The organism is Corallococcus sp. NCSPR001, from assembly GCF_017309135.1.
Taxonomy (GTDB): Bacteria; Myxococcota; Myxococcia; order Myxococcales; family Myxococcaceae; genus Corallococcus.
The window spans coordinates 1,913,687-1,935,934 of the sequence record NZ_JAFIMS010000002.1 but is presented as its reverse complement, the minus strand read 5'-3'; the positions used below and the strand labels follow the sequence as shown (position 1 = coordinate 1,935,934).

Here is a 22,248-nt window from a genome sequence, read left to right as displayed (position 1 = left end):
GACACCTACCCGGGGCCTTGAAGGCAGACATCGGGTGTGGCGCGGCGAGGACCGGGAGGGCGTGGGCGACTCCCGGCTTGCCGCCTCAGGGGGCGGATGTTACGAGACGGGCATCCCCCTGATTTCGCAAATCATTCTCAACATGCCCACTTCGTTCCGCAGCCGTCCGCGCCTCGTCCCGGGGGCGCTGCTTGGCGCCTCCCTCTCCCTTTTCGCCTCCCCTGCCCTGGCGCAGGAGCCCGTCGCGCCCCAGGAGGCGCCGGCCCCGGAGTCTCCGGCGCCCATGGACGACGGCGTCTACGACCTGCCCACGGTGGTGGTGGAGAGCGAGCGCGCCAACGGCCCGGTGCAGGGCTACACCGCGCGCCGCAGCGGCAGCGGCACGAAGACGGACACGGCGATTGGCGACACGCCGCAGTCGGTGTCGGTGGTGGGCAGGGCGCAGATGGACGCGCAGCAGGTGCAGTCCGTGACGGAGGCCACGCGCTACACGCCGGGCGTGCGCTCGGACACGTTTGGCGCGGATCCTCGCAATGACTGGTTCCTGATTCGCGGCTTCACGTCCCAGGAGGGTGGCTACTTCCTGGACGGGCTCCAGCTGTACTCCAGCAGCTTCGCCACCTGGCGCCTGGAGACCTTCGGCCTGGAGCGTGTGGAGACCGTGCGCGGTCCCTCCTCCGTGCTGTACGGAGGCACGTCTCCGGGCGGCCTGCTCAACATGGTGGGCAAGCGTCCGCCAGTGGAGGGGCACATCCGGCACGTGGAGCTGGGCGGAAACACGTTCGCCAACGGCCACGCGGGCGTGGACCTGGGCGGCGCCATCGACTCGGGCAACCACTGGCGCTACCGGGTGACGGCGCTGGCGCGCGGCGGCGGGACGCAGGTGGAGGAGACGGACAATAACCGGCTCTTCATCGCGCCGGCCCTCACCTGGGCGCCGACGGAGAGCACGGCGCTGACGGTGCACGGCAGCTTCCTGGCGGACCGCACGCAGGGGCAGAACTTCCTGCCGTACGTGGGCACCGTGGTGGACGCGCCCTATGGCCGCATCCCCACGGACCTCTTCACCAGCGACAAGAGCCTGGACCACTTCCAGCGCAACCAGTCCTGGGCGGGCTACGAGTTCTCCCACCGCTTCAACAACACCTTCACGCTGCGGCAGAACCTGCGCTACGCGCACCTGGACCTGGACTTCCAGACGCTCTACGGCGTGGGCTACGCGGGTGAGCCGGCGGACGCGCAGCTGTCGCGCGGCAACTTCGTCACCCGGCCGACCGCGAACCTCTTCACGGTGGACACGCAGGGAGACGTGCGCTTCAGCACCGGCCCCGTGCGCCACCTGGTGCTCGCGGGCGTGGACTTCAAGAACTACGTGCTGAACGACGAGCAGGGCTACGAGGCGGGCGCCCCGCTGGACCTGCTCGACCCCGTGCGCGGTGACTACACGCCCACGGAGTCGCGCTACACGCTGAACCAGTCCACGCTGAACCAGCTGGGCGTCTACCTCCAGGACCAGCTGCGCATCGGCGACCGGCTGGGCCTGACGCTGAGCGGGCGTCATGACTGGGTGGGCATGGACGTGGACAACGAGCTCCTGCCCACGTCCAGCTACGACGGCAGCGAGAGCGCGTTCAGTGGCCGCGCGGGTCTGCTCTACCGCTTCGACGTCGGCGTCGCGCCGTACGTGAGCTTCTCCAAGTCGTTCAACCCGGTGGCAGGGACGAAGTCGGACGGCTCGCTGTTCGAGCCGGAGAAGGGCCAGCAGCTGGAAGCAGGCGTGAAGTACCAGCCGGATGCGTTCCCGGTGCTGGTGGGCCTGTCGGTGTTCGAATTGAAGCGCCAGAACTTCGTGACGACGGACGGAGCGTTCAACCAGCTGCAGATTGGCGAGGTCCGCTCGCGAGGCTTCGAGGTGGAGGCCAACGCCACGCTGTTGCGAGGGCTGAGCCTGATTGGCTCCGCGTCGCTGTACTCGTTGGAGATCACGGAAGGCGCGGACCTGGAGCTGGGCAAGCGTCCGGTGGGTGTGCCGGAGGTGCTGGCGTCGCTGTGGCTGGACTACACGTTCCAGGACGGAGCCCTGCGAGGCTTCGGAGCGGCGGCGGGGGTGCGCGGAGTGGGCAGCTCCTACGCGGACCGGGAGAACACGCTGGAAGTGCCAGGCTTCACGCTGGTGGACGCGAGCGTGCACTACGAGCGAGGCCCGTGGCGCGCGGCCATCAACGCCTCCAACCTAGCGGACAAGACCTACGTGTCCTCCTGCAGTTCCGCGTCGGCCTGCTTCTACGGAGAGCGCCGCCGCGCGTCCGCCACGGTCGGCTACACCTGGTAGCCGTCACGCACTGACGCATCCATGGGGCCCTTGCCTGGCACGTCACCGCCAGCAAGGGCCCCCGTCGTTCCCGACGCAGGAAGCACTACGGTCACGCATTGACGGGACTGCTCCTCCGTCAGCGGCGCACTGAAAAAACCTGTCCGACAGTCGGACAGTTTTGGAAGTCCCTCCGGGCAGCACGAACCTGTCCGACTGTCCGACTGTCCGACAAGTCTTGAAGTCCGTGGCCCGGGGGCTCCGGTTCCGCCCGGGCAGCACGAACCTGTCCGACAGTCCGACCGGTTTGGAACTCGGTGGCGCACGGGCTTCGCTCCGCCCGGGCAGCACGACCCCGTCCGACTGTCCGACAAGTTTTGAAGTCCGTGGTGTGGGGGCCGCTCCATGCTCCGAGCAGCACGAACCTGTCCGACTGTCCGACCGGTTCGGAGCTGCGTGGCCCGGAGCCCTTCCGCCCGGGCAGTGAGAACCTGTCCGACTGTCGGACAAGTTTTGAAGTCCGAGCCAGCGAGGGCCGCCCCCACCAGCAGCGGGAAACCTGTCCGACTGTCGGACAGGTTTTGGAAGAGCGCGTCCAGGGGCCGCCTCGGATGCGAGGTGGACCGCATAGGTGCTTGGGGGCTTGGCGCGCATCGTGCACTTCGGACTGCACTGCCGCGCGCTGCTGGGAAGTCCCGCTGGGCTTCGCGGACTCTCGGGCCTCACGCCTTGACGAGGGGTCCTTCGGGCGCGGCGCTCCCGGACACGGGCACCGCTGTCTTCCGCTTGCGCAGGCCCCACGCGAGCCCGCCGCAGCCCAGCGCCATCGCGGCAAGGAAGGACTCCGCCATGAACACCGGGGGCAGACCGCGTGACAGCGCCGTGAACAGGTTCGCGTCCTGCGTCAGGACGTCGCCCACCACCACCGCTCCGAACAGCACCGCCGCCACGGCGCACAGCACACTGCCCACCTGGCGCGTCGAACCGCGCGGCACGAGCGCGATGACGACTCCGAGCACCCATGCTCCCAGGAACAGACCGAACTCCCAGTCCGCTCGCCGTGCCATGGCCCATGGCAGCACCCGGTTCGCGGCGCAGTACACCGCCGTGCCGAACGTGAGCCCCGCGGACACGCCCACCGTCAGCCGCTCCAGCACGCGGTTGCCCCTGCGCGTGCGAAGTGGATCCCGGCGCTCCAGCCAGATGAGGTTTCCCGTCACGAGCACCGCGCACATCGCCAGCGCGAGCAGCGCGTAGAGCGGCTTCATCAGCGCCTCCGCGAACCGGCCCGCGTGCAAGTCGAAGAGCAGCCGCTCGAAGGTGAAGTTCGGCGTGCTGGACTCCACGCTCGACCCGAACGTCTCACCGCTCACGCTGTCCACGTGCGCGAAGTGGTCCGGTCCCAGCGGGGACAGCTGGAAGTACACGCCCGCCCAGGCGCGCGCGTCTCCGTAGTCGTGCAACTCCACGTAGCGGGGCGTGCCCTCCGCGCCGGGCACCGACGCTCGCGCCCGGTCCACCACCGTGTCCAGCGACAGCATGGGCGCGTCCTTCCCCGCCGCCTCCCGCACTGGCACGCTGTAGCCGCGCAGCTTCGTCACCCGGTCCGCCTGCCCCCGGTACACCGTGCTCCCGAAGCCCTGCGCCGCCAGCCCCGCCAGACACAGCACCGCCCCCGTCCATGCCAGCATCGCGGTGAACGGCAGCCCGAAGACGCCCAACACCTTGTGCGCGTCCGACGCGGAGAAGCGCGGTTTCGCCGTGGGCCGGAAGCGCCACCACTGCACGCGCAGGTCCTTCAGGTGGATCCACAGGCCGCTGACCAGCGCCACCAGCAGGGCCACCGACACCACCCCCGAGAACTCCATCCCCCAGGGCACCCGGTAGAAGAAGTGCATCCAGTACAGCTCGCTCGCCAGCCGGCTGCGCTCCGGCAACGCGGTGCCGGTGAGCGGGTCCAGCCACAACACGCGCATCCCCGTGGGCTCGAAGAGGTACGCGGTGATGAACCGCGTCTCCTCGTGGGTGAGCATCCCCACATGCGCGCCTCGCGGCAGCGGCCCCTGCTCCCGCACCCGTTCGAGCATCAGATCGAACGACGGCGGTGACTCCGAGGGTGGCGCGACGTGGAGCGCGGGCTCCTGCCACACTTCCAGCTCCTCGCGGAACATCGCGAAGACGCCACAGAAGAAGATGACGAACAGGAACAGGCTGGCGATGACGCCCGCCCACGCATGCAGGTCGAACTGGATGCGGAACGTCCGGGGCGACAGCTTCATCGCGGCCCCCGCACGAGCAGCGCGACGGCCACCGGCGCCACCACCGCCAGACACACGCCCCACGCCACCCGGCCATTGCGCGCCAGCGGCAGCGCGCACGCGAGCCCCACCCACACCGGCAGCACCACATGGAAGCCCAGCGCGAAGGCCCACGTCCCCGACACCGGCAGGAACGCCATCACCGCCGCGCCCACCGCGAACGCCGCGAGCGGAGCCCCCAGCACGGCCGCCAGCGTCCGCGCCACGGAATGGTTCGCCGCCTTGTCACCGCGTCCCGTGCTCATTGACCCACGCCCATCAGCGCCACCAGCGCCCAAATGACAGAGTGACTCGCCGCACTGTCACCGCGTCCCGCGCTCATCGGCCCACGCCCATCAGCGCCACCGGCACCAGCCCCGCCACCCCACTCACCCACGCGAACGCGCGCGCACGTGAAGGCCGGGGCGAGAGCACCAGCACCAGCGCCGAGGCCGCCGTCATCGCCAGCACCAACAGCACCAACAGCCCCGCCACCCACCCGAAGTCGCCCACGCAGCATCCCAGCGACGCGAGCCCCGGCACGGCCGCGAGCCACCGCGCGCGGCCCCCCACGCCCATCCACGACACCGCCGACACGCAGAAGCACAGCGCGGCGAGGCTCAACATCGCGTCCACCGCGCGACCCCGTCTCTTGGTTCCATGTTGATAATGATTTGCATCCTCACGACTGCCCCCAGGCCTGTCAAGGCAGGCGGAAAGGCACCCGCGCTCACGGTGCGAGCGTCGACGCACGAACACCGTGCGCGCACCGCGCTTCCAGGCAATGCGGCGCTCCGGATGATGGCGGGATGAGCGAAGCCGGGACGCTGAAGGGAAGCTGTCACTGCGGCGCGACGCGGTTCGAAGTGACCGCGCCGCCGAAGGACGTCACCCGCTGCAACTGCACGTTCTGCTCCAAGCGCGGCGTGCTCTGGGCCTACTACGCGCCCGAGCAGGTGACGTTCACGAGTCGGGATCAGGCGAGCGCGTACGACCGCAACGCGCCCGTCGTGCACCACCACTGCCAGCGGTGTGGCTGCGGGACGTGGTCGGACATTCCCGTCTGGGAGGACAACGCGCCCGTGCCGGGCCAGTTCAAGGTGGGCCTCAACGCGCGCCTGTTCGACGACTTCAATCTGGACGCGGTGCGCGTGAAGTTCGTGGACGGCCGCAACCTCTGGTAGCCGTCACAGGCGCGGGGCCGGGCCTCGGGCCTCCGGGAAGTCGGTGGACAGCGACAGGTCCTTCCACTTCTGGTCCTCGGCCTTGAGCCGGTCCAGCTTCTCCTGGGTCAGCTCGAACGCGTCGCTGCCCAGCACCAGGTGCAGCGGCGGCGACTCCATCGCGGCCACCTGGAGCAGCACCTGCGCCGCGCGGTCCGGATCCCCCGGCTCCTTGCCCGTTCGCGCCCGCATGTGCCGCGCCACCACGCCCACCGTGGGCGCGTACTCCGGCCGGAAGTCCGGGATGGTCATGGACGCTCCCGCCCAGTCCGTGCGGAAGCCGCCCGGCTCCAGCACCGTCACCTTCACGCCGAAGGGCGCGGTCTCCTTGGCCAGCACCTCGGAGAAGCCCCCCACCGCCCACTTCGCGGCCTGGTACGCGCCCAGCCCCGGCGTGGCCAGGCGGCCTCCCACGGACGACACCTGGATGATGTGCCCGGAGCGCTGCTCGCGGAGCACCGGCAGCGCGGCCCTCGTGACGTTCATGACGCCGAAGAGGTTGGTGTCCAGCTGCGAGCGGAAGTCCTCGTCCGTCACCTGCTCGATGGGCGCGAGGCTGCCGTAGCCCGCGTTGTTCACCACCACGTCCAGGCGGCCAAAGGCCTCCACCGCGGTCCGCACCGCCACCCTCGCCTGCTCGGGGTTCGTCACGTCCAGCGCCACCGCGCGGACCCGGTCCCCATAGCGCTCCACGAATGACGACAGCTGCTCCGGCTTGCGCGCCGTGGCCACCAGCCGGTGCCCGGCCGCCAGCACGGCCTCCGCGAAGCCGCGGCCCAGGCCTCGGGAGGAGCCGGTGATGAGCCAGACGCGGGACGTCTCAGGGGATGCACTCATGGCGGGGAATCCTTTCAACTAACCAGTTGGTTACATGGATATATTGGGCCCCCGGACAGGGTGCAACCCGGAATGGGCTGGGGCATGGTGGACGGGCATGGCTGGAGACGCGCGGAAGACCCGGCAGCGCCTGTTGGAGGCGGCCGTGGCGGAGTTCTCGGAGAAGGGCATCGCGGGCGCGCGCGTGGACCGCATCGCGGCGGCGGCCGGCTGCAACAAGGCGCTCATCTATTCGTACTTCGGCAGCAAGGAGCAGCTGTTCGACGCGGTCTTCGAAGCGCACGTGGCGGAGGTGGCGCGCGAGACGCCCATCGACGCGGCGGACCTGCCGGCCTACGCGGGGCGGCTGTTCGACGGCTTCCAGGCCCGGCCGCAGGTGCTGCGCCTGGCCACCTGGTACGAGCTGGAGCACGGCCCCTCCGTGGACATCCCGGAGCCTGTCGCGCGCAACAACCAGCACAAGGCAGCCGCCATCGCGAAGGCCCAGAAGGAGGGGCTGGTGTCGAAGCACTTCGCGGCGGACGAGCTGCTGGCGCTGGTGCTGGCGCTGTCCAAGGCGTGGGCCTTCCCGCTGTCGTACTGCGGCTCGGACACCCCGCCCTCGCCCGCGGAGATCCGCCGGCGACGCCGCTCCGTAGTGGAGGCCGTCCGGCTGCTGGTGTCGCCCGTCAGCTCCACTTCGTGAACCACGTCAGGGCGCGGGCTTGAACATGAACTTCCGCCTTCCCTCGAACGCTGGCTACGACATGCTGGAAGGGAAGGTCCGAAAGGCCATGTCCCTGGACGGCGAACCCTGCCTCCTCCTGGAGCTGCGCATCACCGGGACCGGCTTCCGCAGGGACGTCCACCCCATCACCGGAGAGGTCGTGGACGACTTCGCCATCCGGTTGCCTCAGGTCGTGGTGCTGCGCGCCCACTTCGATTCCCTGCGGCGGGCGCTCCGGCAGTGGCAGTCCACGCAGGAGCCGTTCAGCCTGGACCTGGACACCGGACGCGACATCACCTGCACCGTCGAGGTCCGTCCCCGCTCGGACTCCGCCATCGACCGGTGGAAGCCGGACTTCCTCCTCGTCCACGCGAGCGGGACGGCGCGCGTCGAGGTCTCGTTCGAGGTGGACGCCTCCTGCCTGCTGGAGTGGTCCGAGGGCCTGGAGCAGGCCGTGGCCGTTCCCCACTGAGGGCCGCCGGAGGACGCATGCCTCCAGCGGCCGTGTGACGGAAGAAAGCCGCGCCTCAGTTCACGGTGAACGTCGTGTCGTTGCGGTACAGCAGCGTCTGCGACCAGTCCGCCGTGTAGACGAGCGTGTCCACGCGGTAGGTGCCCGCGCTCAGCGACGTGGGAATGGTGAACGCGGACGTGTACGTGCGCGTCTGGCCCGCGGTGAAGACCTGGTTCGTGTACTGCGCGGACGTCACCAGCGCGGAGTTGCTCGCGTTGCGGATCTCATACTTCATCACCAGCGTGCGCGCCGTGGACGACGTCACCGTGCCCGTCACGTTGAAGGACTGGCCGCGCGTCACCGTCGCAGGGCTCACCGTGGCCTTCGTGGTGGAGAGCTGCGCGGGCTGCGGGTTCTGGTTCGCGTAGAAGGCCTTGAAGGCCGCCGCGGCGTTGGGGAACTCGGTGACGAAGGTGTTGCCTCCGTTGGCGTCCGCGCTGGACAGCTGGTGGTGGCCATCGCCGGCCTGGACGTCGAAGTACGAGTGGTAGCCCACGTTGTTCGCCGGGTCGAAGATGAACGCCAGCATCTGCTGCACGTAGTACGTGTCATCCCCGCCGCCGTGCGTGGCCGCGTCGTTGACGCCCCACTCCGGCACGGACAGCCGCTTGTTGTGGGACTGGGCGAAGCTCTTGAACTTCGTCAGCGCCGGACCGAACTGCGCGTTCCACACCGACTGCCACCGCGTGAGCGCGCACGACCCCGTGCAGCCCGCCGGAATCGGATAGGCGCCGTTCCAACCCTGGTCGTACATGTCCAGGCCGATGTAGTCGACGTACGCGTCGCCCGGGTACGTGGCGCTCAGGTCCGCGGCGGAGATGTCGTAGTTCGGGTTCCAGTCGAACTCGAAGCCCGCGTTCGGCTGCTGCGTGCGCATGGCCGTCACGATGCGGCGGAAGCACGCGGCGAAGTTCGCCTGATTGCCATTGCCGGAGTACCAGGGCATCCAGTTGCCGCTGAACTCCCAGCCTGGCCGGATGATGGTGCCCTGGAGCTCATAGGCCACCAGGTTGGTCGCCAGGTTCTTGAAGCGCTGATCATACGCCCCGGACGCGCACGCCCCGAGCGTCCCCTGCCCGCTGGGGAACATCGCCACCGAGTAGTTGAAGCGCCGGCCTGCCTTGGCCTTCACCCACGTGCGCCACGCCCCCAGCTGCCAGCCCGGGTTCTCGATGTTTCCCCACGAGTCCTTCGCCTGGTGCCCCTGCCCCATCTTCACGTCGAAGCCCAGCCAGGTGGAGTACGCGTTCACCGCGTTCGGCTGCGAGTACACCTCGCCCCGGTACACTCCCGTCAGCGGATCCGCCGAAGCAGTCAGCCCGGCGCACAACGTGGACACCACGGCCAGGGAGGAGAACAAGCGCTGGAGGCGCGAAGGCATGAGGGAAGCTCCTGGAGGGGGAAGTGAGACTTTACAGACTCTCCAGGCATTACAGCTTATGTGTCAACGCGGAGCGGCGCGGCTTCACTGTCCGTGGGAGCGCGCCGATACGCGCCGGGCCCGATGCCCCAGCGGCGCTTGAAGGCCTTGCTGAAGGCGGGCGCGCTTTCGTAGCCAGCGCGCTCGGCGATGGTGTCCAGGCTGTCGGTGGATTCGCGCAGCCAGCGCGCGGCGCGGATCATCCGCCAGTTGGCCAGGTAGTGCAGCGGCGTCTCACCCACCAGCGCGTGGAAGCGCGCCGCGAAGCCGGAGCGGGACACGCCCACCGACCGGGCCAGCCGCTCCACCGTCCACGGAGTGCCGGGCTGTTCATGCATCAGCGAGAGCGCGTTCCCGACAGCGGGATCCGCCAGCGCCTTCCATCCCGCCTGCTTCGCGCCCGCGAGCGCCGTCTGGGCCCGCAGCGCATGGACGAGCAGCACGTCCGCCAGCCGCCCCAGCACCAGCGCGCTCCCCGCTCCGGGCGTGGCGGTCTCCGCGGTGATGAGCTGCACGGTCGCGGCGAGCGAGGGCGTCCCCTGCCCGTCCTGCGTGGACAGACGGATGACGGAGGGAAACGCCCGCAGCAGCGGATGCGCGGGGTCCGCGCCAAACTGGAAGCAGCCGGTGACCAGCGTGGTGACCTGCCCGGGCCCGCCCAGCGGCGCGGTGGAGGGACGGAGCAGTTGCGGCGGCACGAAGTCGCTGGCGGCGGGGGTGCGGCGGCTGCCGTCATCCAGCGTGTGCGCGGGGGCTCGGGGCAGGAGCACCACGTCTCCGGCGGACAGGAACACCGGCTTCGCCAGGCCGTCCACCTGCAGGCGCAGGCTTCCGCGCGCGACCACGTAGAAGGACGCGTTGGCCTTGCGGGGCATGCGCACGGCCCAGGGGGCGCCCAGCTCGATACGGCCGAAGAGCAACGTCTTGAAGCGCAGCGTCTCCAGCACATCGGAGACCACGTCGGTCTCCAGCTCCGGAGGCGTTGGACGGAAAGACAGTTCTTTTGGACGCAGCGGCATGGAGCGTCCATAACGGACGGCCTATTTCAGGTCCATCACCTCTTCTCTGGAGGCCGCACATGGACCGCACTTCCGCTGACCTGACCCGGCTGATGGACGCGCACCTGACGCTCATCGCCACGGACGTCGAACGCTGGCTTGCCCTCTTCGCGGAGGACGCCGTCGTCGAGTTCCCCTACGCCCCGTCGCTCGGCAGCCCTGACCGGCTGGAGGGCAGCCAGGCCATCCGCGCCTACTTCGCGCCCATCACGAAGCACTTCCGGGACCTCACCTTCACGAACGTCCGGCGCTACCCGGGCGAAGACTCCACGACCGGCTGGTTGGAGGTGCACGGCTCCGCGACGCTGCAGCCCGGCAACATCCCCTACGAACAGGATTACGTGATGCGCGTGCAGGTGCGCGACGGCCGCATCGTGCACTACCGGGAATACTGGAACCCGCTGGCCGCGCCCCGGGGCACCTTCGAGTCCTTCACGCAGGAGCGCGCATGACCCGCATCCTCGTCATCGGAGCCGCCGGCAACACGGGCCGTCCCATCGCGCAGGGGCTCACGGCGGAGGGCTTCACGGTGCGCACCGCCACGCGCGACACGCGCCCGCCCGTCGCCGCCGCCGAGCACGTGCGCTTCGACTGGGCGGATCCCTCCACGCACGGGGCCGCGCTGGAGGGCGTGGACCGCATGTACATCCTGGCGCCCGCGCTGGTGGAGGACCCGTCCAGCCTCATGACGTCCGTGCTGGAGCGCGCGCTGTCCCGCGGCGTGCGGCGGGTCGTGCTGCTCTCCGCGTCCGTCGTTCCGGAAGGAGGCCCGGGGCTGGGACAGGTGCACCACTTCCTGCGCACGCGGGCGCCGGAGTGGAGCGTGCTCCAACCCTCGTGGTTCATGCAGAACTTCGTCCTTCCGGGCCACCACCACGCGGACAGCCTCCAGCGCGACGGCACGCTGGTGACGGCCACGGGCCAGGGACGCGTGGGCTTCGTGGCCGCGGAGGACATCGCGGCGGTGGGCGTCCGGGCGCTCGCGGACGCGCGCGCTCACGACACCGCGCACGTCATCACCGGCCCCCAGGCGCTGAGCTACGACGACCTCGCGGCCATCCTGTCCCGGGTGACGGGCCGTCCCATCCGGCACGTGCACGCGACGCCAGAGGAGGCGCAGCGGCACCTCCAGGCGTCTGGCATGCCGGAGGTCTACGCGAGGTTCCTCACGATGCTCGACACGCTCATCCGCGACGGCGCCGAGGACCGCGTGACGGACACGGTGCTCCGGGTCACCGGCCGCGCGCCGCGCGACTTCGAGTCATTCGTTCGCGCCCGGCGTTGAGACCGTGTCCGAGCGCAGGGCCTGCGCGCCCACGATGTTGATGGCGATGCCGGCCGTGAGGACCAGGACGCCACCGATGATCATCATCGGCAGCTTCACCCAGAAGGGCGTGCGGTCCCACGGGCGCCCCGTCAGCAGCCCTGTTAGCCCCGCGACGACATAGGCGGCGCCCATGAAGTACGTGGGCGCCACCAGGAGCATGGGCAGGGCGCCGTCGCCTCCAAGGCCCACCCAGACGAGGCCCGCCATGATGGCGGCGCCCAGCAGCACCAACCCCGAGCCCTTCGCCAGGGTCCCCAGCGCGCGCAGCCGCACGGCGCCCGGCGTGAGGGGCGCACCGGCGCTGCCCGTCTCCTCGGACAGCCGCTCCACTCCGTCCAGCAGGAGCCGGTCTTCGAGGCCCGGCTCGCGGGAGGGGGACTTCGTCTTGGGGCGCATGCCCGCGAATCTACCGTCCCCTCGCGGCCCTCCGCCAACGCGGGTCCTCCGCGCGAACGCCTCCGGTGCCCGGCCATATCGCGCCAGGGGCGGATGCTTGCGCCCGGGAACCATCTTCCGCCGGGAGGACCGGACCGGTCGTCCCGCTCCGGAGTCATTTCGCGAGGCGCCCCCGAACCCATCCAGGGATACGGGCCGCGCGCCTCGCGGGAAGCGGGCCGGAACGTGACAAGGCGGCTGCTGTGGATGGGCTTCGCGGCGTGGAGCCTCGGCTGTGGACAGGTGGTGGAAGAGGAGCCCATGCGGGCTCCGAGCAACCGCTACGAACGGCAGCAGGCCCAGGCACTGCCCCGGCTGTACCAATGGGAGTGCGACCCCGCGACCTACGGCTTCACGCCATCCCCCGACGGCGTGAGGTTCCCGGCGGAGCATGAGTCCAACGGCGGGCTGCTGCTCGCCTGGCCCGACCGGGGATGCAACTACCCGGAGCAGACGGCGCTGGCGCTCACCGCGGCGGGGCATGTCCCCGTGCACGTGCTCGCGGCCGCGTCGCTCCATCCCCAGGTGCGCGAGTGCCTGACGCTGGCCGGCGCGACGGAGGAGCAGCAACGGGGCATCAACCTGGTGGACGTGGAGGTGGAGGACGTATGGGTCCGCGACTTCGGGCCGGACGTCGTGGAGGGGCCCCGGGGGGAGCGCCGGTTCGTGGACATGGTCTACTTCCCCCTGCCCGTCCCCTTCTGCTCCGCGCTGGACGGCATCGACCACCTGGACCGCGTGCCGGACGACCTGGGGAAACACTGGGGCGTCCCCATGGACCGGCCCGCGGTGATCCTCTCCGGAGGCAACCTGCTGACGGACGGCGCCGGCCGCTGCTTCCGCGCCCGCAACGCCACCAACCGGCAGAACTGCTTCGCGGGCTGGTGCTACACCGAAGCGCAGACGGACGCGGTCATCGGCCGCGCGCACGGCTGCGAAGTCGTCACCCTGGAGTCGATGCAGGACCGCGTCATCGACCACATCGACATGTGGATGACGGTGCTGTCCCCCAAGACGGTGCTCGTGGGCCGCTACGACGTGAACGACGACGCCATCAACGCCGCCATCCTGGACCGCAACGCGCGGCGGCTGTCGGACCTGGGCTACGACGTCGTGCGCATCCCCATGCCCACCCCCTACTGCCAGGACACGAACGGAACCTGCGTGGGAGCGCCCGAGCGCATCGCCGAATGTGACGGCACCAACACGCGCGTCTGGGCCACGTACCTCAACTCCATCCGCCTGGGCGACGTGATGGCCGTGCCCGTCTACCGCTGGGTGCCACCCTCCCTGGCCTGGCGGCACCACGGCCAGGAACGGGAGGCCCTGGCCACCTACCAGTGGGCGCTGGACCGCGAGTTCGGCGCGGGCGCGGTGAAGGTCGTGCCCATCCCCTCGGACACCCTCATCCCCTGCCAGGGCTCACTGCACTGCATCACGAAGACCTTCCGCTGACGCATGGGGGCGGGGGGCGTCACCATCCCATTGCCCCGGGTAGGGCAATGCGCCTATGGGAGGGGCATGGCTGACGTGCCTCTTACCGCAGCGGACTTCGCGCCCCCTTCCGTCGAGGAGTGGCGCCGGCTGGTGGACAAGGACCTCAAGGGCAAGCCCTTCACGGTGCTCCAGTCGCCCCTGGAGGGCGGCCTGTCCCTCCAGCCCCTCTACACGCCCCAGGACGCCCCGGCGCCCTCGGAGCCGCCCGGCGTCGCACCCTACGTGCGTGGCACCCAGCCCCTGGGCCACACCGAGGGCGGATGGCTCTTGTGCCAGGAGTACGCGGGCCCGGACGTGGCCGCGACCGCCGACGCGCTCCGCGAGGACCTGGAGCGCGGCACGCAGGGCGTGTGGCTGCTGCTGGACGCGCCCCACGGCCTGGACGTGAAGGACGAGTCCACGCTGGCGAAGCTGCTGGAGCACGTGCCGCTGGAGCGCACGCCGGTGCACCTGGAGCCGACCGCGGACGTGCTGCGGCCCGCGTCCCTGCTGCTGGAGGTGCTGGCGAAGAAGGCCGGCGCCGCGAAGCAGTCCCTGCGCGGCAGCCTGGGCATCGACCCCATCGCGGCGCTCGCGCGCCACGGCGCCGCGAAGGTGGACGTGGCCCGCACGCTGACGGAGGCCGCGCCCCTCGTCACGTCGCTGCTCAAGGACGCGCCCGGCCTGCGCGCGCTGCTCGTGTCGTCGCGCCCCTGGGCGGACGCGGGCGCCACGTCCGTGCATGAGCTGGCGTGGAGCATCGCCACCGGCGTGGAGTATCTGCGCGAGCTGGAGCGCGCGGGCGTGTCCCCGGGTGACGCCGCACGGTCCATGCAGTTCGCCCTGTCCGTGGGCGGGCAGTTCTTCCCCGAAATCGCGAAGCTGCGCGCGGCGCGGCTGCTCTGGTCCAAGGTCGTCGCCGCTTCGGGCGGCGCGCCGGAGTCGCAGGCCATGGCGCTGCACGCGCGCACGGCCAGCGCCACCAAGACGCGGCGCGACCCGTGGGTGAACATCCTGCGCGGCACCGCGGAGTCCTTCGCCGCCGTCGTCGCGGGCGCGGACAGCGTGAGCACCGCCCCCTTCGACGAGCCCCTGGGCACGCCCGACGAGCAGAGCCGGCGGCTCGCGCGCAACACGCAGCTCATCCTGCGCGACGAGTCCAGCCTCAACCGCGTCGCGGACCCCGCGGGCGGCAGCTACTACCTGGAGCAGCTCACCGGCGAGTTCGCCCGCGCGGCGTGGACGGAGCTCCAGCGCATCGAAGCGCTGGGCGGCATCAGCAAGGCCATCGCGCAGGGCGACGTGGCCCGCGTCCTCACGGAGACGCGCACCGCGCGCGACAAGGCCGTGCGCACGCGCAAGCTCCCCATCGTGGGCGTCAGCGAGTTCCCCCACCTCCACGAGGCCCCCGTGCAGCGCGAGGCCCGCGCCGCGGCGCCCGTGCAGGGTGAAGGCATCACCCCGCCCCAGCCCGTGCGCGTGGCGGAGGCCTTCGAGTCCCTGCGCGATGCGAGCGACCGCTACCACGCGGCGCACGGCGTGCGTCCCCGCGCCTTCATGGCCAACCTGGGCACCGTGGCCGAGCACACCGCGCGCGCCACGTGGATCGCCAACGTGCTCGCCGTGGGCGGCATCGAGCCCAGCGAGCACCACGGCTTCGCGGACGCGAACGCCGCCGCGGAGCTGTTCGCGAAGGCGGGCACGACGCTCGCCGTCATCTCCGGTCCGGATGCCCTCTACCCGGAGGTCCTGCCCGCCTACGTCTCCGCCCTCAAGGCGAAGGGCGCCCGCACGGTCGCCGTCGCGGGCCGCCCCGGTGAACACGAGGCCGCCTTCCGCGCGGCCGGCGTGGACCTGTTCCTCTACGCGGGAGCGGACCTGTTCCAGCTCCTGAAGACGCTGCACACGCACCTGGGAGTGGCCTGATGCGCCCCACCGTTCCGGACTTCTCCCGCGTCGCCTTCGACGCCCCTGAAACCCAGACGCCCGCGTCCGTGCTGGAGCAGCAGCGCGCGAAGGCGACCCAAGCCACGGCCGCCGCCGAGCGCTGGGACACGCCCGAGGGCATCCCCGTCAAGCCGCTCTACACCCGCGAGGACCTGGAGGGCATGGCGCACCTGGGCTCGCTGCCGGGCCTGCCGCCCTTCGTGCGCGGCCCGTACTCCACCATGTACGTGCAGCAGCCGTGGACGGTGCGCCAGTACGCGGGCTTCTCCACGGCGGAGGCGTCCAACGCCTTCTACCGCCGCAACCTCGCGGCCGGTCAGAAGGGCCTGTCCATCGCGTTCGACCTGGCCACGCACCGGGGCTACGACAGCGACCACCCGCGCGTCGCGGGCGACGTGGGCATGGCGGGCGTCGCCATCGACTCCATCAAGGACATGCGCATCCTGTTCGACCGCATCCCGCTCGACCAGATGAGCGTGTCGATGACGATGAACGGCGCCGTCCTCCCCGTGCTCGCGCTCTACGTGGTCGCGGCCGAGGAACAGGGCGTGAAGCCCGAGCAGCTCAGCGGGACCATCCAGAACGACATCCTCAAGGAGTTCATGGTCCGCAACACGTACATCTATCCGCCCGGCCCCTCGATGCGCATCATCGGGGACATCTTCAAGTTCACGGCGGAGCGGATGCCGCGCTTCAACAGCATCAGCATCAGCGGCTACCACATGCAGGAGGCCGGCGCGACGCAGGACCTGGAGCTGGGCTACACGCTGGCGGACGGCGTGGAGTACGTGAGAGCGGGCCTCGCCGCCGGCCTGGGCGTGGACGCGTTCGCCCCGCGCCTGTCGTTCTTCTGGGCCATCGGGATGAACTTCTTCATGGAGGTGGCCAAGATGCGCGCGGCCCGCCTCCTCTGGGCCCGCCTCATCAAGGGCTTCAACCCCAAGAGCGACAAGAGCCTGGCGCTGCGCACCCACTGCCAGACGTCCGGCTGGAGCCTCACCGCGCAGGACGTCTACAACAACGTCGTGCGCACCTGCGTGGAGGCCATGGCCGCGACGCAGGGCCACACGCAGAGCCTGCACACCAACTCGCTGGATGAAGCCATCGCGCTGCCCACGGACTTCAGCGCGCGCATCGCCCGCAACACGCAGCTGTACCTCCAGCTGGAGAGCGGCACCACGCGCGTCATCGACCCGTGGGGCGGCAGCTACTACGTGGAGCGCCTCACCCACGAATTGGCCCAGAAGGCCTGGGGCCACATCCAGGAGGTCGAGGCGCTGGGCGGCATGACCAAGGCCATTGAAGCCGGCCTGCCCAAGCTGCGCATCGAGGAGGCCGCCGCGCGCACGCAGGCGCGCATCGACTCCGGGCGCCAGGCCATCATCGGCGTGAACAAGTACCCGCCGGAGCGCCCGGACAACATCGAGATCCTCAAGGTGGACAACTCCGCCGTGCGCGAGGCGCAGATTGCCCGCCTGCGGGAGCTGCGCGCGGAGCGCAACGGCGAAGAGGTCCGCCGCCGCCTGGACGCGCTCACGGAGGCGGGCCGCCGCAACGAGGGCAACCTGCTGGCGCTGGCCATCGACGCGGCGCGGGCGAAGGCCACCGTGGGGGAAATCAGCGACGCCCTGGAGAAGGTCTTCGGGCGCTACGAGGCCACCGTGCGCGGGGTGACGGGCGTGTACTCAGCGGAAGCAGGACAGGCGCAGGGCATCGCGGAGGCTCGGGCGAAGGCGGATGACTTCCTGGAGCGCTTCGGCCGCCGGCCGCGCATCCTCATCGCGAAGATGGGCCAGGACGGCCACGACCGCGGACAGAAGGTCATCGCCACCGCGTTCGCGGACCTGGGCTTCGACGTGGACATCGGCCCGCTGTTCCAGACGCCGGAGGAGTCCGCGCGCCAGGCGGTGGAGAACGACGTGCACGTGGTGGGCGCGTCGTCGCTCGCCGCGGGCCACCTCACGCTGGTGCCGCAGCTCAAGCACGCCCTCAAGGCCCTGGGCCGCGAGGACATCATGGTCGTGGTGGGCGGCGTCATCCCGCCGCAGGACTACGACGCGCTCCGCGCCGCCGGTGCCGCCGCCATCTTCGGCCCGGGCACCGTCATCGCGAAGGCTGCCATCGAGCTGCTCGACAAGCTGGCCGCCGAGCAGGAGGCGGCGTGAAGCCGCTTTCCGCGGACACCTACGTGGACGGCGTGCGCGCGGGCGACAGGGCGGTGCTCGCGCGCGCCATCACCCTGGTGGAGAGCGAGCACCCGAAGCACGCCGCGCTCGCGCAGGAGGTCCTCACGCGGCTGCTGCCCCACACCGGCAAGAGCCGCCGCGTGGGCATCAGCGGCGTGCCCGGCGTGGGCAAGAGCACCTTCATCGACGCGCTGGGCATGCACCTGGTGGGCGGCGGCCACAAAGTCGCGGTGCTCGCCATCGACCCGTCCAGCACCGTGACGGGCGGCAGCATCCTGGGCGACAAGACGCGCATGTACCGGCTGGCGCGCGAGATGGCCGCGTACATCCGCCCCAGCCCCTCCAGCGGCACGCTGGGCGGCGTCGCGCGCAAGACGCGGGAGACGCTGCTGCTCTGCGAGGCCGCCGGCTTCGACGTGGTGCTGGTGGAGACGGTGGGCGTGGGCCAGTCCGAGACCGTGGTCGCGGACCTGGTGGACTTCTACCTGGTGCTGATGCTCGCGGGCGCCGGTGACGAGCTCCAGGGCATCAAGCGCGGCATCCTGGAAGTCGCGGACATGGTGGCCATCAACAAGGCGGACGGCGACAACCTGCCGCGCGCCACGCGGGCCCGCGCGGAGTACCGCGCCGCCCTGCACCTGATGCGCCCCGGCGCGGAGCCGGTGGTCACCACGTGCAGCGCCATGGAGGGCACCGGCATCGACACGCTGTGGGCCTCCGTGGTGGACGTCATCGCGAAGCGCGAGTCCTCCGGCGAGCTGTCGCACCGGCGCACCCAGCAGCAGGTGGGCTGGATGTGGGCCATGGTGAACGACGGCCTGCGAGCGGCCCTGCGGGCGCACCCCGAGGTGGCCGCCCTGGTGCCGGTCCTGGAGCAGGCCGTACGCGAAGGACGCGCGACGCCCACCTCCGCCGCACTGCGTGTGCTGGGCGCATTCCTGCCGCAATCGCAGGTCTGACAAAGCGCGTCGTCCAACGGGCAACGCCTGTCTCAATCGCTTGCCGGGCCTGCACCGCACTCCTAGTGTACGCCCGTGCGACACCCCCAACCGAACACCGCTCCCCAGCCGTACCGGCCCCGCCACCACGTCCGCATCGTCACGGCCGCCAGCCTCTTCGACGGACACGACGCGGCCATCAACGTGATGCGCCGCCTGATGCAGTCCTCCGGCGCGGAGATCATCCACCTGGGCCACAACCGGTCCGTGGCTGAAATCGTGGACTGCGCCATCCAGGAGGACGCCCAGGGCATCGCCCTCACGTCCTACCAGGGCGGCCACGTCGAGTACTTCAAGTACATGATTGATTTGCTGCGCGAGCGCGGTGCGAACATCAAGGTGTTCGGCGGCGGCGGCGGCACCATCCTCCCCACGGAAATCGAGGAGCTGCACAAGTACGGCGTCGCGCGCATCTATTCCCCGGACGACGGCCGCGCCATGGGCCTCCAGGGGATGATCGACGACCTCATCTCCCAATGTGACTTCGAAAAGCGCCCCTCCGACTTCAAGGGCCTGCTCAAGGCCCCGCTGCCCCGCGAGCCGGAGCGCATCGCGTCGCTCATCACCATCGCGGAGAACTTCGCGGACGCGGGAGAGGAGCTGCGAAGCGCGCTGAAGACCACGGGCACGGACGCGCCCCGGGTGCCCGTGCTGGGCATCACCGGCACGGGCGGCGCCGGCAAGTCCAGCCTGGTGGACGAGCTGGTGCGCCGCTTCCTGGCGGACTTCCCGGACAAGACGCTGGCCGTGCTCTCCGTGGACCCGTCCAAGCGCAAGTCCGGCGGCGCGCTCCTGGGCGACCGCATCCGCATGAACGCCATCGACAACCCGCGCGTCTACATGCGCTCGATGGCCACCCGCCAGAGCAACCTGGCCCTGTCCCGTCACGTCGCCCACTCGATTGAAGTCTGCAAGGCGGCGGGCTTCGACCTCATCGTGGTGGAGACCTCCGGCATCGGGCAGTCGGACACCGAAATCACCGAGCACTCGGACGTGGCGCTCTACGTGATGACGGCCGAGTACGGCGCGGCGACGCAGCTCGAGAAGATCGACATGCTCGACTTCGCGGACGTCATCGCCATCAACAAGTTCGACAAGCGCGGGTCGCTGGACGCGCTGCGCGACGTGAAGAAGCAGTGGAAGCGCAACCACAACGCCTTCACCCTGGCGGATGACGCGGTGCCCGTGTACGGCACCATCGCGTCGCAGTTCAACGACCCGGGCATGAACACGCTCTACCGGGCCATCATCGACGCGCTGGTGAAGAAGACGGGCGCGAAGCTGGACAGCCGCTTCCAGCTCACGCCCGGCATGAGCGAAAAGAAGTGGATCATCCCCCCGGAGCGCACGCGCTACCTGGCGGAGATCGTCGACGCCTGCGAGGACTACGACGGCTTCGCGCGCGCCCAGGCCGCCATCGCCCGGCGCATGTACCAGTTGCACGGCACCATCCAGGCCCTGCGCCAGAACGTGGGGAAGAAGAAGCTGGAGATCGTCGAGCCGAAGAGCGCGGACGACGTGGTGCAGGTGACGGAGCGCGTGGAGGGCGAGCCCGCGTACCTGGGCGACCTGGTGGCGCTGTACCAGGACCTGGAGAGCCGCCTGCACGCGGACTGCCGGCGCCTGCTGGCCGAGTGGCCCGCGACGAAGAAGCGCTACGCCGCGTCCAAGTACCAGTTCCAGGTGCGCGACAAGGTCATCGAGCTGGACCTCATCAGCGAGACGCTGTCGCACCTGCGCGTGCCCAAGATCGCCCTGCCCAAGTATGAGGACTGGGGCGACATCCTGACGTGGCTCCTGCGGGAGAACGCGCCGGGCGCCTTCCCGTTCACCGCGGGCGTCTTCCCGCTCAAGCGCGAGGGCGAGGACCCCGCGCGCATGTTCGCGGGCGAGGGCGGCCCGGAGCGCACCAACAAGCGCTTCCACTACGTGTCACGCGGCCTGCCGGCGAAGCGCCTGTCCACGGCGTTCGACTCGGTGACGCTGTACGGAGAGGACCCGGACCACCGGCCGGACATCTACGGCAAGGTGGGCAACTCGGGTGTTTCCATCGCGAACGTGGACGACGCGAAGAAGCTCTACTCCGGCTTCGACCTGGCGGACCCGTCCACGTCCGTGTCCATGACCATCAACGGCCCGGCGCCCATGCTGCTGGGCTTCTTCCTCAACGCCGCGGTGGATCAGCAGTGCGAGAAGTGGATCCGCGCCAACGGCAAGGTGGAGGAGGTCGAGAAGAAGATCGAAGCGCTCTACCAGGAGCGCGGCCTGCCGCGTCCGCGCTACCAGGGCGAGCTGCCCCAGGGCAACGACGGGCTGGGCCTGCTGCTCCTGGGCGTGTCCGGTGACGAGGTGCTGCCGGCGGACGTCTACGCGAAGATCCGTGCGTCCACGCTCCAGGCGGTGCGCGGCACGGTGCAGGCGGACATCCTCAAGGAGGACCAGGCGCAGAACACCTGCATCTTCTCCACGGAGTTCGCCCTGCGCGTGATGGGCGACATCCAGCAGTACTTCATCGACCAGAAGGTGCGGAACTTCTACTCGGTGTCCATTTCCGGGTACCACATCGCGGAGGCCGGGGCGAACCCCATCTCCCAGCTGGCCTTCACGCTGGCCAACGGCTTCACCTTCGTCGAGTACTACCTGTCGCGCGGGATGCACATCGACGACTTCGCGCCCAACCTGTCGTTCTTCTTCTCCAACGGCATGGACCCGGAGTACGCGGTGCTGGGGCGCGTGGCCCGCCGCATCTGGGCCAAGGCCATCCGGGACAAGTACGGCGGCAACGACCGGTCGCAGAAGCTGAAGTATCACATCCAGACGTCCGGCCGTTCCCTGCACGCGCAGGAGATTGCCTTCAACGACATCCGCACCACGTTGCAGGCATTGCTGGCGCTCAACGACAACTGCAATTCGTTGCACACGAACGCCTACGACGAGGCCATCACCACGCCCACGGAGGAGAGCGTCCGGCGCGCGCTGGCCATCCAACTGGTCATCAACAAGGAGTTCGGCCTGTCGAAGAACGAGAACCCCAACCAGGGCTCGTTCATCATCGAGGAGCTGACGGACCTGGTGGAGGCGGCGGTGCTCAACGAGTTCCGCGCCATCTCCGAGCGCGGCGGCGTGCTGGGCGCCATGGAGCGCATGTACCAGCGCTCCAAGATTCAAGAGGAGTCGCTCTACTACGAGATGCAGAAGCACGACGGGACGCTGCCCATCATCGGCGTGAACACCTTCCTGGACCCCAAGGGTTCCCCCACGGTGACGCCGCCGGAGGTTATTCGCGCGACGAAGGAGGAGAAGGACTACGCCATCACCGCGCGTGACGCCTTCTGGAAGCGCAACGCGAAGACGGCGCCCGCGGCCCTGGAGGCGGTGCGCCGCGCGGCCCTGGACAACGGCAACGTGTTCGGCGCGCTGATGGACGCCTGCAAGGTGTGCACGCTGGGCCAGCTGTCCCGCGCGCTGTACGAGGTGGGCGGCCAGTACCGGCGCAACATGTGACGCGAGCGC

18 protein-coding genes are annotated in these 22,248 nt (G+C 70.1%); 11 read left to right on the top strand and 7 right to left on the bottom strand.

The annotated features are described in order from the left end of the window. The first annotated feature begins 142 nt into the window (after nt 1-142). Nucleotides 143-2,332: a TonB-dependent siderophore receptor gene (locus tag JYJ93_RS10040; protein WP_242543748.1), complete on the top strand. Its 2,190-nt coding sequence runs from the start codon at nt 143-145 to the stop codon at nt 2,330-2,332. 701 nt (nt 2,333-3,033) lie between these two features. Here JYJ93_RS10040 and JYJ93_RS10035 read toward each other — a convergent pair. The 3 genes from JYJ93_RS10035 to JYJ93_RS10025 all read right to left on the bottom strand — a co-directional run bounded on the left by JYJ93_RS10035 (nt 3,034) and on the right by JYJ93_RS10025 (nt 5,235). After that, nucleotides 3,034-4,590 carry a PepSY-associated TM helix domain-containing protein gene (locus JYJ93_RS10035; RefSeq protein ID WP_206788650.1) on the bottom strand — a complete coding sequence of 519 codons (1,557 nt, stop codon included), beginning with the start codon at nt 4,588-4,590 and terminating at the stop codon, nt 3,034-3,036. After that, nucleotides 4,587-4,874, bottom strand: coding sequence for a hypothetical protein (locus JYJ93_RS10030; protein ID WP_206788648.1), 288 nt, complete (start codon nt 4,872-4,874; stop codon nt 4,587-4,589). Before JYJ93_RS10030 ends, JYJ93_RS10035 begins: the two co-directional genes overlap by 4 nt. 73 nt (nt 4,875-4,947) lie before the next feature. Then, the gene (locus JYJ93_RS10025) at nt 4,948-5,235 is read right to left on the bottom strand and encodes a hypothetical protein (RefSeq protein ID WP_206800217.1); all 288 of its coding nucleotides are present in this window, start codon (nt 5,233-5,235) and stop codon (nt 4,948-4,950) included. Nucleotides 5,236-5,417: 182 nt separating this feature from the next. On the opposite strand from JYJ93_RS10025, the gene JYJ93_RS10020 reads away from it, so the two are divergent. After that, on the top strand, nt 5,418-5,792 hold the full coding sequence (locus JYJ93_RS10020) for a GFA family protein (protein WP_206788646.1): 375 nt from the start codon (nt 5,418-5,420) through the stop codon (nt 5,790-5,792). Between the two features lie 3 nt (nt 5,793-5,795). On the opposite strand, the gene JYJ93_RS10015 is transcribed toward JYJ93_RS10020, so the two are convergent. Then, nucleotides 5,796-6,668 (bottom strand): oxidoreductase, encoded by an 873-nt coding sequence (locus JYJ93_RS10015; protein ID WP_206788637.1) that lies wholly within the window; start codon nt 6,666-6,668, stop codon nt 5,796-5,798. A gap of 97 nt (nt 6,669-6,765) precedes the next feature. Here JYJ93_RS10015 and JYJ93_RS10010 point away from each other — a divergent pair, with 97 nt between their 5' ends. Both JYJ93_RS10010 and JYJ93_RS10005 read left to right on the top strand, forming a co-directional pair. After that, a complete protein-coding gene (locus tag JYJ93_RS10010; protein ID WP_206788628.1) occupies nt 6,766-7,353 on the top strand; it encodes a TetR family transcriptional regulator in 588 nt (195 codons plus the stop codon). Between the two features lie 25 nt (nt 7,354-7,378). After that, nucleotides 7,379-7,846 (top strand): hypothetical protein, encoded by a 468-nt coding sequence (locus tag JYJ93_RS10005; protein ID WP_206788626.1) that lies wholly within the window; start codon nt 7,379-7,381, stop codon nt 7,844-7,846. Between the two features lie 55 nt (nt 7,847-7,901). On the opposite strand, the gene JYJ93_RS10000 is transcribed toward JYJ93_RS10005, so the two are convergent. Continuing rightward, a complete protein-coding gene (locus tag JYJ93_RS10000; protein WP_206788624.1) occupies nt 7,902-9,269 on the bottom strand; it encodes a glycosyl hydrolase in 1,368 nt (455 codons plus the stop codon). Nucleotides 9,270-9,325: 56 nt separating this feature from the next. Continuing rightward, the gene (locus tag JYJ93_RS09995) at nt 9,326-10,267 is read right to left on the bottom strand and encodes an AraC family transcriptional regulator (RefSeq protein WP_269012809.1); all 942 of its coding nucleotides are present in this window, start codon (nt 10,265-10,267) and stop codon (nt 9,326-9,328) included. Between the two features lie 119 nt (nt 10,268-10,386). Between JYJ93_RS09995 and JYJ93_RS09990 the strand changes: the two genes are divergently transcribed. Together JYJ93_RS09990 and JYJ93_RS09985 are read left to right on the top strand one after the other, a co-directional pair. Beyond that, nucleotides 10,387-10,818, top strand: coding sequence for a nuclear transport factor 2 family protein (locus tag JYJ93_RS09990; RefSeq protein WP_206788620.1), 432 nt, complete (start codon nt 10,387-10,389; stop codon nt 10,816-10,818). Continuing rightward, nucleotides 10,815-11,651 (top strand): NmrA family NAD(P)-binding protein, encoded by an 837-nt coding sequence (locus JYJ93_RS09985; protein WP_206788618.1) that lies wholly within the window; start codon nt 10,815-10,817, stop codon nt 11,649-11,651. Before JYJ93_RS09990 ends, JYJ93_RS09985 begins: the two co-directional genes overlap by 4 nt. On the opposite strand, the gene JYJ93_RS09980 is transcribed toward JYJ93_RS09985, so the two are convergent. Then, nucleotides 11,628-12,089, bottom strand: coding sequence for a hypothetical protein (locus JYJ93_RS09980; protein ID WP_206788608.1), 462 nt, complete (start codon nt 12,087-12,089; stop codon nt 11,628-11,630). The genes JYJ93_RS09985 and JYJ93_RS09980 overlap by 24 nt on opposite strands. 225 nt (nt 12,090-12,314) lie before the next feature. On the opposite strand from JYJ93_RS09980, the gene JYJ93_RS09975 reads away from it, so the two are divergent. The 5 genes from JYJ93_RS09975 to JYJ93_RS09955 all read left to right on the top strand — a co-directional run bounded on the left by JYJ93_RS09975 (nt 12,315) and on the right by JYJ93_RS09955 (nt 22,239). Then, nucleotides 12,315-13,583, top strand: coding sequence for an agmatine deiminase family protein (locus JYJ93_RS09975; RefSeq protein WP_206788605.1), 1,269 nt, complete (start codon nt 12,315-12,317; stop codon nt 13,581-13,583). A 66-nt stretch (nt 13,584-13,649) separates the two neighbouring features. After that, nucleotides 13,650-15,530 (top strand): methylmalonyl-CoA mutase family protein, encoded by a 1,881-nt coding sequence (locus JYJ93_RS09970; protein ID WP_206788594.1) that lies wholly within the window; start codon nt 13,650-13,652, stop codon nt 15,528-15,530. Further along, nucleotides 15,530-17,716: a methylmalonyl-CoA mutase gene (gene scpA, locus JYJ93_RS09965; protein WP_206788592.1), complete on the top strand. Its 2,187-nt coding sequence runs from the start codon at nt 15,530-15,532 to the stop codon at nt 17,714-17,716. The genes JYJ93_RS09970 and scpA overlap by 1 nt, the downstream gene beginning before the upstream one ends. Continuing rightward, entirely contained in the window at nt 17,713-18,696 is a 984-nt protein-coding gene (meaB, locus tag JYJ93_RS09960) for a methylmalonyl Co-A mutase-associated GTPase MeaB (RefSeq protein ID WP_206788583.1), read from the top strand. Before scpA ends, meaB begins: the two co-directional genes overlap by 4 nt. 75 nt (nt 18,697-18,771) lie before the next feature. Further along, the gene (locus JYJ93_RS09955; RefSeq protein ID WP_206788581.1) at nt 18,772-22,239 is read left to right on the top strand and encodes a methylmalonyl-CoA mutase family protein; all 3,468 of its coding nucleotides are present in this window, start codon (nt 18,772-18,774) and stop codon (nt 22,237-22,239) included. The last annotated feature ends 9 nt before the right edge of the window (nt 22,240-22,248 follow it).